General features: G+C 75.4%; 7 protein-coding genes. All 7 read left to right on the top strand.

What is annotated here, in order from left to right; genetic code table 11:
- The 7 genes from ACGF3A_RS32365 to ACGF3A_RS32335 all read left to right on the top strand — a co-directional run bounded on the left by ACGF3A_RS32365 (position 1) and on the right by ACGF3A_RS32335 (position 12,430).
- Positions 1-5,568, top strand: a complete 5,568-nt coding sequence (locus ACGF3A_RS32365) for a CHAT domain-containing protein (RefSeq protein ID WP_393733975.1) — start codon at positions 1-3, stop codon at positions 5,566-5,568.
- A complete protein-coding gene (locus ACGF3A_RS32360) occupies positions 5,565-5,990 on the top strand; it encodes a hypothetical protein (RefSeq protein ID WP_393733974.1) in 426 nt (141 codons plus the stop codon). The genes ACGF3A_RS32365 and ACGF3A_RS32360 overlap by 4 nt, the downstream gene beginning before the upstream one ends.
- The gene (locus tag ACGF3A_RS32355; RefSeq protein WP_393733973.1) at positions 5,987-6,454 is read left to right on the top strand and encodes a nucleotide exchange factor GrpE; all 468 of its coding nucleotides are present in this window, start codon (positions 5,987-5,989) and stop codon (positions 6,452-6,454) included. Before ACGF3A_RS32360 ends, ACGF3A_RS32355 begins: the two co-directional genes overlap by 4 nt.
- A complete protein-coding gene (locus ACGF3A_RS32350; RefSeq protein WP_393733972.1) occupies positions 6,451-8,601 on the top strand; it encodes an Hsp70 family protein in 2,151 nt (716 codons plus the stop codon). The genes ACGF3A_RS32355 and ACGF3A_RS32350 overlap by 4 nt, the downstream gene beginning before the upstream one ends.
- The gene (locus ACGF3A_RS32345) at positions 8,598-10,454 is read left to right on the top strand and encodes an Hsp70 family protein (protein ID WP_393733971.1); all 1,857 of its coding nucleotides are present in this window, start codon (positions 8,598-8,600) and stop codon (positions 10,452-10,454) included. Before ACGF3A_RS32350 ends, ACGF3A_RS32345 begins: the two co-directional genes overlap by 4 nt.
- 75 nt (positions 10,455-10,529) lie before the next feature.
- Entirely contained in the window at positions 10,530-11,924 is a 1,395-nt protein-coding gene (locus tag ACGF3A_RS32340; protein ID WP_393733970.1) for a hypothetical protein, read from the top strand.
- Positions 11,921-12,430, top strand: a complete 510-nt coding sequence (locus tag ACGF3A_RS32335; protein WP_393733969.1) for a hypothetical protein — start codon at positions 11,921-11,923, stop codon at positions 12,428-12,430. The genes ACGF3A_RS32340 and ACGF3A_RS32335 overlap by 4 nt, the downstream gene beginning before the upstream one ends.
- Positions 12,431-12,434: the final 4 nt, after the last annotated feature.

Here is a 12,434-nt window from a genome sequence, read left to right as displayed (position 1 = left end):
GTGTGGGAGTACGAGGAGCTGCGCGTCAGGGTGCGCCCGGTCGGCGACGGCCGCCATCTGGTCGCGGCCAGCGGTCCCGCGACGGCCGCCGAGGTGCGGGAGATCCCCGCCGACCGGGCGGGGGCGCTCGGCGCGCGCTGGGCGCGGCTGATCGCCTCGGAGCTGGGGACCGGCTTCGCGGAGGGCGGCCCGTCCCCGGTGACCGGGCGGGAGCTGGGCCGGGAGGTCTACGGGCTGCTGTTCGGCGAGGCGCTGGGCGCGTGCCTGCGGGAGGCGGTGGACCGCGCGCAGCGCGCCCGGCCCGAACGTCGGCTGCGTATCCGCTTCGACCTGCCGCCCGAGCTGCGCGACCTGCCCGTCGAGGCGCTGTGCGCCCCCGCCGACGAGCCGCTCCAGAACCTCGCCCTCGACCGCAGGATCTCCCTGGCCCGCACGCTGCCGGGCCGCCCGCTCGGCAACCGGCTGCCCGCGCCGGACGACCTGCCGAGCCGTATCCGCCTGGTGGTCGCCGTCGCCTCGCCGCCCGGCCTGCCCGAGCTGGACGGGGCGGCGGAGATCGCGGCCCTGCACCGCGAACTGCCCGACGTGCTGGTGCAGACGGTCGAGCTGAGGAACGCCGGACGGCGGGCGCTGGAGGCGCAGTTCGCCGCGTGCGGTGACGAGCCGACGGCCCTGCTGCTGATCGCGCACGGCACGTACGACCACGAGCAGGGCGCGGGACAGGTGTGCCTGGAGACGGCGAGCGGGGCCCAGGACTGGGTCCCGGCGGGGCAGCTCGCCGGGCTCCTGCTCAAGGCGCCGCAGCTGCGGCTGGCGGCGCTCAACATCTGCTCGGGCGCGGACAGTTCGCGGGTCGAGCCGTTCTCGGGCGTGGCCCAGGCGCTCGTCGCGGGCGGGCTGCCCGCCGCCGTGGCGATGCGGGGCCCGGTCACCGATGTGTGCGCCGGGAAGTTCAGCCCCGTACTGCTCGCGCATCTGGCGGCGAACGCCACCCTGGACGAGGCGGTGGCCGCCGCGCGCGCGGAGATCGGCCACGTGCCGGAGCACACGGACGTCGAGTGGGCGACCCCGGCGCTCTTCCTCCACGAGGAGTGCCGCCACGGCTGGCTCTTCAAGGCCCGCGTGATCCGCGACGCGCGCGGCGACTACGCCGACCCCGTGCGGGAGGGCGAGCGGGCGCTGCTGGCCGTGGAGAGCCTCACGGGCAACATCGACGCCTCCGACGTGATCGCCGCGGCCCGGCACCTGCGGACGCGGGGCGCGTGGGACCAGGTGCTGCGCAAGCTGCAGATGGAGACCGAGCAGTACGAGGCGGAACAGCGCTGGCTCCGCGAGGAGGCACAGCTCGAACTCGCCTGGCCCGCGACCCGCGACCTCTGCGCCCTGCTCGCCGCCGGGGCGGACGCGGACGCGGCCGGACAGCACCTGACCGCCCTGCGCGGGCAGGTGCCCCACGGCCATCTCGGCTGCCTGGACGCCGAGGTACGGGCGCTGCGCCTCGCCGAGCTGACCCGTACGGCGGAACGGGCGCGGGACGAGGGCGCGTGGGAGGCCGCGGCCGCCGCGTACGGCGAACTGCTGGCCGACCGCCCCGACGACGAGGAGCTGCGGGCCCGCGCCCACGACGTGGCGGGGCGGCTCGCGGAGGCGGCCGGGGACTGGGAGCGCGCTGCGGCGGAGTACGCGGACTGCGCGGACCGCGCCGGGCTGGACGGCGCGGCGGCGCGGGCGGCGTACGCGAGGGGCCGGGTCGCGGCGGCGGCGGGCTCCTGGCGGCGGGCCCGCGAGGAGTTCACGGCGGCGGCGAAGGACGGGGACGGAGGCGGGGACGGCTGGCTGGGCTATGCCACGGGGAGGGCCGCCGCCGCGGCCGGGGACTGGACGGCGGCGGCCGAAGCGCTGGCGGCGGACCCGGAGTTCGAGGACGCCGCCGACCTCCTGCCGTGGGTACGCGGACGCCAGGCGGCGGAGCGGGGCGACTGGGACGGAGCCCTGGAGCACCTCACCGAGGCCGCCACCCGGGGCCACGCCTGCGAACCCTGGCTGAGCGAGGCCATGGACCAGGTCCACGCGTCGGCGGCCGAGGCCGAGGAGTCCGGAGACTGGCCCCTAGCCGCCACCCGCTTCGCGGCGGTGTCCGCCGTAGGCCCCGCCGGGCACCCCAGACGTCCCGACGCCGTACCGCCCGACGCCGTACACCCGGACGCGGGGCTCCCCGACACCGGACACCCCAAGACCGGACGGCCCGACGCCGCACACCCGGACGCCAGACCGCCCGACACCGGACACCCCAACGCCGGACACCCGGACGCCGGACACCCCGAGACCAGGCACCCCGACGCCGGGCCCCGGCGCCGCTACGCCGAGGCCCGTGTCGCCGAGGCGCGTGCCGGCTGGGCGGAGGCGGCCCGTGCCTACGCCGCCTCGGGGCATGCCGACGCCCGCGCCCTCCACACGTACGCGCTCGGCCGCGCGCTGGAGGAGCGGGAGGACTGGGAGGGAGCCGGGGAGCAGTTCGCCGGGCTCCCCTCCCATCTGCGCGACGTGGCCGAACGCACGCTCTACGTCCGGGGACGCGCCGCCGACCGGCACGCCGACTGGCCCGGCGTCATCGAGGGCTTCGGCCGACTCCCCGACAGTTACGCGGACGGCGACGTGGGCACCCGCCGCCGCCACGCCCGCGCCCGTACCGCCGAGTCCGTGCACGACTGGGACTCCGTCCTCGGCCTGCTCACCGACCTCCCCGGCACCGAACGCGACGGCGCCGTCGGCCTCCTCCGCGCCAAGGCCACCGGCAAGCTGGCCGAGCAGACCGGCGACTGGCGACACGCCCACGAGGTCTACGCCGCCGGGGGCCCAGGAGACGGCGAGCTCGTGCTGCTCTGCCGGTACGCGCGGGGGCGGGCGCTGGAGCTGGAGGAGGCGTGGGACGGGGCGTTGGAGGCGTATCTCGGGCTGCCGGACGGGTGGGGGGACGCCGGGATACGGGGCGCCTACGCGGGGGCGCGGCTGGTGGAGGCCGGGGCCGAGGACACAGCGGGGTGGCGGCGGGCCGGGGAGGAGTACGGGGCGCTGCCCCGGGAGTTCGAGGACGTCGCGGCCCGCGCCGGTTACGTGCGGGCCAGGGAGGCGGAGGCGGCGGGCGACTGGGAGGGCGCCGCGCGGCAGGCGGAGGCGCTGGGCGAGGTGCGGGACGCGCCGGGCATCGCCGCGTACGCCCGGGCCCGTACCGCCGAGGCACGGCAGGAGTGGCGGCGGGCCGTGGAGCACTACCGGGCCTGCGGGGAGCGGCGGGACGCGGGCGAGCGGCTGGCGTACGCGGAGGGGCGGGTGCTGGAGGCGGACGGGCGGTGGAGCGCGGCGGTCGCGGCGTACCGGCGCGCGTGCGGCTCCCACGACCGGGCCGATGTGCGACGGCGGCGGCTGCAGCAGCTGCTCGGCCTGCTGCCGTGGGCCGACGGGCTGCCGTGCGCGCCGCTGGTGTGCGACCCGTTCGCGCTGCGGGACGCCACGTACCCGTATCTGGCGCTGCGGGAGGCGGGCGTCGATCCGGGGGCGCCGTGGTCGGCGGTGCGGGACGCGACGTACACGCTGATGGAACGCCGTACGGCCATGACGTGGCAGGAGCGGATGGCCTGGAAGCAGCTCCAGCTCCCGGCCCAGCGGCTGCTGCTGGACGCGATGCTCTACCGGCTGCACGACCCGGACACGCTGCGCGAACGGCTGGCCGAGCTCTCCCCGGAGGACGCCGACGGCGGAGCGGGGTTCGCCGAGGCGCTCTGCCGCGAACTGCCCCGGGACGCGCCGCTGCTCCTCCTGCTCGCCCGGGGCCGGGAGGCCGCGATCGAGGAGTGGGAGACCCGGCTGCGCGAGGCCCCCGGCGACATGGCCGTGCTGCACGGGCTGGCCGTGGCGCGGCTGTGGCAGGCCAAGGAGCTGGAGGAGAGCGGGGCGTGGGAGCACGCCGTGGTGGCCTGGGGGTACGCGGTGGCGTACTGGGCGACCCTGCTCGCCGACGACGGGCACTGGGAGCGCTGGCGGCAGGAGCGCGCCGCGTGCTACGGGCGCGGCGCGGGCCCCGAGGACGTGGCGCGGCTGCGGTGGAAGCTGGGGCAGTACCTCTCCGACCAGTTCAGCGCGTACGGGCAGCGGCACGCCGACGCGGACCGGCCGGGACAGGCGCGGGCCTACTGGGAGCTGGGGGACGCGCTGGAGGCCGAACTCGGCGGCGCACGGCAGCTCGGCGAGCTGGGCGGACTGCCCCTCGGGGCCGGGGCCGCGGGGACTGCGGGCGGGCGACTGGCCTGCGGTCCCGCCTATCTGCGGCTGCTGGGCCTGGGGCCCCGGCTGGGCGAGCTGGCCGCGCGGCTGGACGAGACGGTGCGCAGGGGCGAGGGGCCGGCCGAGTCGGCCGTACGGGAGCTGCGGGTGGCGTTCTCGGAACTGTCCACGGCCTTCGCGCTGTTCGGCATGCACAAGTTCGACGAGGCGCTCCGGGCGCTGCCCCCGCTGCGGGAGATGCGGGAGCTGCCGGAGGATTGCGAGGGGCCGCTGCCGGGGCTGGACCAGGACGCGCATCTGGAAGGCTGCGCGCACTGCGCCGACTACCTCGGGCGCAATCCGGCCTACCTCCGCCTCCCGGGCCGTGGCGCCCGGCTGCTCCAGGACACCGTGGACCTCGCGGCGCAGATGCGCCTGGCGCTGGCCCGTACGGCGCTGGCGTCCGGCGGTTCGGAGCGGGCGCTGGAGGAGTGGCGGGCGGCGGTGCGGACGTCGCGGCTCGCGGGGATGCAGACCCGTACGAAGGCTTCGGTGGTGCGGACGGCGCTGGGGCGCGCGAAGGCGCTCGCCGAGGCGGAGGGCGCGCAGCGGGGCGCGTGCCTGGACGAGGCCGTGGAGCTGATGGAGAACACGCTCACGCTGGGCCCCTTCGACCGCGAGTCGCTCTTCCAGCTCCGCACCCGGCTCTCCAAGCTGCTGTCGGCGCGCGGCGTCTGGCGCGGCAGCACCTGCGAACACTTCGGCCTCGTCGCGGACTTCGAGGCGGCGGAGGCGGATCTGCGCCGGGCGCTGGAGCACTACCCGGATTCCCTGTACGCCCGCGACAATCTCGCGCGGGCGCTCGTCTTCACGCTCGGCGAGCGGCAGTCGGAGATCTCTGGAAAACTGCCGGTGCTGCTCGAAGCGCTGGGCATCCTCGACTCGGGGCTGCGCGACGCGCCGGTGAACAGCGACTTCCTGAGCACGCTGCGCGAGGCGCTGGAGGCGCTGGAGGCGCTGCTGGTCGCGGAGTTCGCGCCCGGCGACTTCACCAGGATGATGCGCGACATCAACGAGGAGCCGGTCCCCGAGGAGGGGGCCGAGATCCGTATGACGGACTGGGCCCGCGAACTGGCGGCGAAGGCGGAGGACCGCGTCCGCGCGGGCGAGTTGCTGCGGGGCCTGCACTATCTGATCCGGGCGACGAGGGCCGATGCCGCGAACCCCGGCATCCGGCGGGCGCTCCTCGACGGGGTACGGAGCTGGCTGGACGAGGAAGGCAACGGAAGGGCGGGGGTCCGGAAATGATCCATGATCCGTCGGCCGCGTGGGACGGGCCGTTCCCGTACGAGGTGCTCGCCCCGGCCGGGGCGACCCCGGACACGCCGCACGCGGAGATGCAGGACCTCTCCTTCGAGCTGATGTCCCGGCGCCTGATGACCCCGCGCACCCAGCGCGCCTGGCACGAGCTGCGCACGACGCGCCGCCGCCTGCTGGCCGATCTCCTGCTGTACGACGTGGAGTTGGCGCGGGACGTGGGCGCGGCGCTGGACGAGGCCGAGGAGGAGCTGGCCACGCCGGGCGTGCCGCCGGAGGCCGAGGAGTGGCTGCGGCCCCCGTGGGACCCCGCCGACCGGCTGGCGGACGAACTGGACGGCGTCCCGCTGCCTCCCCCGCCGCCCTTGCCGCAGGACGGACCCCTCGACGCACTCGTACGGTTCGACCGGTGAGCGGAGAGCGGGGCGAGAGCCAGGCCCGCGAGCTGGCCCGGCAGGCGGCGGCGCACCACGCCCGGACCGAGCGGCTGATGCTGGGCCTCGTGGAGGTGCTGGACTCCTTCGACCGGCTGCTCGCGGGAGCCGGAGCGGGAGCCCTCGAAGAGGTCCCCGCCGCCAGCGTGCGCGCTCTCGCCCGGCAGTTGGAGCGGGCCCTCCAGGCGGAGGGGCTGGAGCCCGTCGGCGGGACGGGCGAGCGGGCCGACCCCTTCCGGCACCACGTGGTGGACGTGCGGCATCGGCCGGGGGCCGCCGAGGACGAGGTGGTGGAGGTCGTCCGGCGGGGTTACCGGTTCGAGGGACAGCTCCTGCGCCCGGCCCGCGTGGTGCTGGCGGACGGCGGCGCGGACAGCGGCGCGGAAGGCGGCGCGGGCCAGAAGACGGAACCGGAGACCGGAAGACCACAGGAGCACGGATGAGGGCAATCGGCATCGACCTCGGCACCACGAACAGCGCGACGAGCAGCTACGACCAGGAACGCAAGGAAGTGTCCGTGCTGACCAACGGCGCGGGGAAGAACCTCACCCCGTCGGTGGTCGGCCTCTACCGCCGGGACGGGGCCGAGCAGTTCCTCGTCGGCGACACGGCCGTCAAGTGGGCGGCGCGGCAGCCGCGGGAGACCGTGGTCTCGGTGAAGCGGCTGATGGGCCGCGTCTACGCCGACCCCATGGTGGAGCAGGCGCGGGAGAAGCTCAGCTACGAGATCACGCCGGGCCCCGACGGGGACCCGCGGGCGCGGGTGCGGATGGGCGACCGCGTCCTCTCCCCCGACCAGGTGTCGGCGCTGATCCTGCGGCAGCTGGCGCAGGACGCCTCGCGCAGCCTCGGCGAGGACGTGACGCACGCCGTCATCACCGTGCCCGCCTACTTCGGGGACGCGCAGCGCGCCGCCACGCGGGACGCGGCCGAGCAGGCCGAGCTGGTCGTGAAGAAGATCATCGACGAGCCCACGGCGGCGGCCGTCGCGTTCGGCCTGCACAAGAAGGCGGGGGAAAGGAGCCGGATCCTCGTCTACGACCTGGGCGGCGGCACGTTCGACATCTCCATCCTGCACGCGGTCAAGAACGAGGACGGGCACGGCCAGTTCCACGTCCTGCGCTTCGACGGCGACAGCTGGCTCGGCGGCGACGACTTCGACCAGGCCGTCGTGGACCGCGTCATCACCTGGGTGAAGGACACGTACGGCATCGACCCGAGCGGCAACAAGAACTTCCTGTTCACCGCCAAGGAGCACGCCGAACGGGCCAAGTGGGAGCTGAACCAGCAGCAGGCCACCGACATCGTCATCCTCGGGGCGCACGCCGCGGCCGACGGCACCATGGTGGACGTCGAGATGCCGCTGACGCGCGAGGAGTTCGACGGCCTGATCGAGCCGATGGTGAAGCGGACCATGACGCTCGTCGACAAGACGCTCAAGGACGAGGGCCTCACCTCCGACGACATCACCGACGTCCTCCTGGTGGGCGGCTCGACGCTGACCCGCTCCGTGTACGAGACGGTCGAGCGCCGCTTCGGCAGGGACAAGGTCCGGCGGAACATCAACCCGATGGAGTGCGTCGCGCTCGGCGCCGGGATCCTGGCGGGCACCCTGCACGCCATCGAGTGCCCGGACCAGGAGTGCCAGCAGCTCAACGGGGAGTCGGCCACGGAGTGCGAGAGCTGCGGCCGGAGCCTGGCGAACGCCCGCTCGGTCGGGGACACGGGGCTGCACGAGGTGACGGGGCCCGCGATGGGCATCGCGGCCGTGCGGGGCTCGCAGCGGGACGTCTTCGTCCCGATCATCCCCCAGGGCACCCCGTACCCGCTGCCCGAGCCCAGGCGGCAGATGTTCGAGACGACCGACGGGCGCCGCATCCGCGTCCCCGTCTACGAGGGCAATCACAGCGTCGCCAGCAGGAACGTCGAGCAGGGCGTCATCGAGTTCGAACTCCCGGAGGACATCGGGCTGCACCGCAAGGTCGAGGTGTCCTTCAACTACACGCTCGACCGGATCATCAAGGTGCGCATCAGCGTGCCGGGCACGGACCTCGTCAAGGAGGACGCCCCGAACCGGGACCAGCCCCTCACCGAGGGCCCCGCGCAGGCCGCGCACGAGGAGCAGGACTCCGCGGGGCTGGGCCCGACGCTGGACCATGTCGCCAGGGAGGCCCGGCAGTTCCTCGCCGACCACGAGGAGTACATGGAGCCGACCCAGCGGATGAAGGTCAGCCGGGACCTGGAGCTGGTGCAGCGGGCGCTGGACCGCGGGGAGAGCGGGGAGTACGCGCGGCTGACCGACCTGCTGCTCACGGACATGTACAACCACTGCGGCCTGGCCAGCAAGTTCATGCAGGCGGAGCGGGCCACGGACGGCGCCTCGCCCGAGCTGGCCCAGCAGATCGCCGAGGCCGTCGACCACGTACGTACCGCGCACGTGCGCGGCAACCGGGAGCAGGTCACCCAGCAGGCCCGCAACCTCACCAACCTGGTGGCCCGCGCCATGGACGAGCGCGCGGTCACCGAGGTGCCCACGGCGGAGGACTACGGCTTCCACCTCCGCGTCCCGATCGACCGACTCGACACATGACGCGCGCGGAGCGGTCCGCCCGGGTCCGGCTCGGCGTGGACCTCGGCAGCACGGGCCCGCGCGTCGCGTACGGGCTGCCGGGCGAGCCTCCCCGTACGCTGCGCCCGCGCCCGGAGGCGCCGCACGAGGTGCCGTGGCTGCTGTGCGAGCGGCCGGTGACGGGCCGGGGGCCGTTCGCCTTCCCGAGCCTCAAGCGGCGGCTGGGCAGCCCGCTGCCGGTGGTCACGGCGGACGGGGAGCGGAGCGCGGAGGAGCTGGTCGCCGCGGAGCTGCGGCGGGTGCGCGAGCAGGTCGAGGCGGCGGCTGGCGGGGCCGTCGCGCACACCGTGTTCACCGTCCCGGTGAGCTACGGCTCGGCGCAGCGCACGGCCCTGCGCGCGGCGGCGGAGGCCGCGGGGCTGGCCGCACCGCGGCTGATCAGCGACGGCGTCGCGGCCGTCATCGCGCACATGGACGGCCAGGGCAGCGGCACGTACCTCGCGTTCGGCGTGGGTTACGACGGCTTCGAGCTCGGCCTGGTGCGGGGCGCCCGGGGCCAGTACCGGACGCTCGGCGTGGAGAGCGCGGAGACCTCCGGCGGGCGTACGTTCGACGCGGCGGTGCTCGACACCGCGTACCGGCACCTGCGCGGGGGCGGGGGCGGGGGCGGCATGGACGAGGGCGCGTGGCGGCGGCTGCGGCGGGACGCGGAACGTGCCCGGGAGTGGCTCGGCGCGGCGCCCGGCGGCTTCGACGCGGTGGCCGAACTCCGCGTGGGGAAGGCCCCGTTCGAGATCGCGCTGCGCCGCTCCGACCTGGACGCCTATCTGGACCGGCACGTGGCGCGGATCCTCGCCCGCGCCAGGACGCTCTTCGAGCAGACCGGCACGGACCCCGCGGGCCTCGACGCCGTGCTGCTCTTCGGCGGCGCGACCGGCATGGAGCGGATCGGCGCGGGGGCCGCCTCGCTGGGCCGCCCCTGCGTGCGGCTGGCCCCGGACCGGCTCGCCCTGGGCGCCCTGGCGCACGCGGCACGGCTGGACGAGGCGCACCCGGCGGGTCCCGAGGAGAGCGCGACGGCACCGTGGGAGCCGGGCCACGACACGCTCGGCGACCTGCCGCCGCTCACGGCCACACTGCTGCCCGCGCCGGGCCGGACGCGGACACCGGAGGGATCGACGGAGGGGGCGGAGGGGCAAGGCGGGCCGGAGGGGACGGACGGGCGGGACGGGCCGGACGGGCCGGACAGGCGGGACCGGCCGGACCAGGTGGCGGAGGCCCGGCGGCTCGCGGCGGCCGGACGCGGCGAGGAGGCGGCGGAGCTGCTGCGGGGCCTCATCGAGGAGGCGCGGGAGGCGCAGGAGGCGCTCGACGAGCTGAGCGGCCCGCCCGCCCGTTCCGCCGCCGCTGCCGCCACTGCCGCCGCTACCGCCGCCGCCCGCCCGAGCACCGCCGCCGCGCGGCAGCTGGGGATGGCCAGGACCCTGCTCCAGCAGGGCCACCACGACCAGGCCGTGCAGGCCTCCCACGCCGCCTGGCGGGAGGAGCGGACCCGCCCGGCGGGCGCCGATGTGCTGGAGGCGATGATCGAGGTGCACTGCTCGGCCGCGATGGCCGCGGGCCCCGGCCGCTTCGCCGACGCCGAGCGCTGGCTCCAGTGCGCCTACAACCACGACCAGACGAACGGCCGTATCCGCGAGCTCCTCGCCGAACGCACCTACCAGCACGCGGTCGAGCTCCACGACAGGGGACGGCGCCACGACACGGCCGCCGCGCTCCGCAAGTGCCTCGGCTGGAATCCCGAACACACGGGCGCACAGGCTCTGTTGGGCAATCTGAACTTCGGACGATCACGCCCACGCGGCAGCACGTAGCCGGTTACGCTGTGGCGTCCAAGTGAGCCAGGTAACAGCGCACGGCCGGACCAGGAGAACCAAGGGGGACGGGACTTGCCACAGGCAGGACTGCTCGACAAGGACGTACTCGCATGCGAGCTGAAGGACCTGGCCGACACCCCCGCGCTCGCCCTCCGCAGCGGCGAACTCCACTCCCTGGCCGAGGACCTGGCCCAGGAGAAGGAGCTGGACAAGTGGGCGGAGGTGGACCTCCTCCAGGCGTTCGCGCGGCCCGAGAGCCTGGCCGAGGCGCCGCAGGACACCTCGGGTCGCCCCGGGCTCCTCCGGCGGATCGCGGACCTGCCCCGCACCCGCCCCTGGCAGGCGAAGGGCGTGCCGCGCTGGCTCCGCGACGAGCTGCGGGAGCGGTCCGTGCGCGACGGGCTCCTCGAAGCCGTGCTGGGCATGCTGGTGTTCGTCCCGCTGCTGATCACCTGGATCGGGCTGCGCGAGGCCGTGCGCGCGTACGGGGAGCTGAGCGAGGAGCACTCCAAGCAGGCCACCCGCCCCTTCCTCCAGCTCTGGCAGTCGGGGTTCGGCGGACATCTGAGCCCCGTCGGCCGGTTCGAGAACGTGGCGCTGACGGCCGCGACGCTGATCTTCCTGCTGGTGGTGCTCTCGGGCTGGCACAGCCGCGTCCGTTCGCGCGCCGAGCAAGGCGAAACGGTGCGGCACGAGGAGCGCGAACACGTCCTGGGCAGGCTGGCGTCCACCCTCACCCGGGTCCAGATGGTGGTCGCCGGGCACCGCAAGGCCGCGCCGCAGCAGTTCGTGGCCGAGCTGAGCAAGGCGGCGAAGCGCCTGGAGCGGATCGCGGCCAAGGCCGACAGCAGCCATCAGTCCCTCGTCGACACCGCGCAGGCCGCCCAGCAGGCGACGACGGCGCTGGAGTCGGCCGTGAACCGGCTCGGCGACGAGCTGCCCAAGCTCGGCGCGGCGACGACCCGTATCGAGGACGCGGTACGCGTGGGGCACCAGGCCGGTGCGGACGCCAGCAGGAGCAGCGCCGACGCCGCCAAGGACCTCGCCGTCCGGCTCAAGGCCGCGGGCGACACGGTCGAGGCCGCGCTCAGCTCCCTCACCACGGCGCAGAAGACGCTCGTCGCGAAGTCCGAGTCCGTGGCGGACGCGACCGACCGGGCCTCCCGCGCGCTGGTGGACAGCACGGGCCGCACGGGCGACGCCATCGAGGGAATGCGCCAGGCCACCGAGCGCTGGGACGCGGCGGCGGCCCACTGGCAGGACGCCGCGCAGCGGCTGGACGAGGGGCTGCGCGGCATCGGGGTGCGCGGCACGCTGGCCGCCGCGGCGGGCGTGCCCCCGCAGGGCGCGCAGAGCGGACCGGGCGCGCAGAGTGCGCAGAGTGCGCAGAGCGGCAACGGGCAGTCGTACGGCCCGTCCTCCGGTCTCCCGTCCTCCGGCCGTCCGCAGCAGGGGCCCGACCAGTGAACCGGCCCCTGCCGCCGCCGGGGCGCCCGCTGCGCTCCCGCTCGCGCGGCCGGCTGAGCCCCGTCATGCTGGCCGGCTGGCTCTTCGCGGACCTCCTGCTGGTCCTCGTCATCGTCACCATGGCCGACCGCTCCGACCCGCTGGCCGCCGCCGAACCGAAGCCCTCGAAGTCCGACGGCGCCTCCCCCTCCCCGACCCCCACCGGGCCGCGCTCGGTCGAGCGCAAGTGGGAGGAGTTCGAGGTGAGCGGCAGGAACGACAAGGGCCTCGTGCGGCAGATCAAGAAGGACACCGACCGGTGGTCGGGCCGTACGGCCGCGATCGTGCTGACCTTCGGCGGCACCATCCAGGGCGAGGTCTACGCGAAGAAGGTCAACCGCCTGCTCTCGCGGGCGCGTCCGGGGATGTTCGACAAGAAGGACACCGCGACGGACAACTTCCACAACACCGGCAAGCGCGCCAACTCGGCGACCGTCCGCGTGTACTTCTACACCGCCCCGAGGTGAGGTG

This window comes from Streptomyces sp. NPDC048172, assembly GCF_043202595.1.
Lineage (GTDB): Bacteria > Actinomycetota > Actinomycetes > Streptomycetales > Streptomycetaceae > Streptomyces.
Note: the sequence above shows the minus strand (reverse complement) of the source record. Positions and strands in the feature narration are given on the sequence as shown.

Bases quoted from the DNA above. Each gene is read 5' to 3' on its own strand.
- ACGF3A_RS32350 (WP_393733972.1), top strand. From the start codon at position 6,451: ATGAGGGCAATCGGCATCGACCTCGGCACCACGAACAGCGCGACGAGC.
- ACGF3A_RS32345 (WP_393733971.1), top strand. From the start codon at position 8,598: ATGACGCGCGCGGAGCGGTCCGCCCGGGTCCGGCTCGGCGTGGACCTC.
- ACGF3A_RS32360 (WP_393733974.1), top strand. From the start codon at position 5,565: ATGATCCATGATCCGTCGGCCGCGTGGGACGGGCCGTTCCCGTACGAG.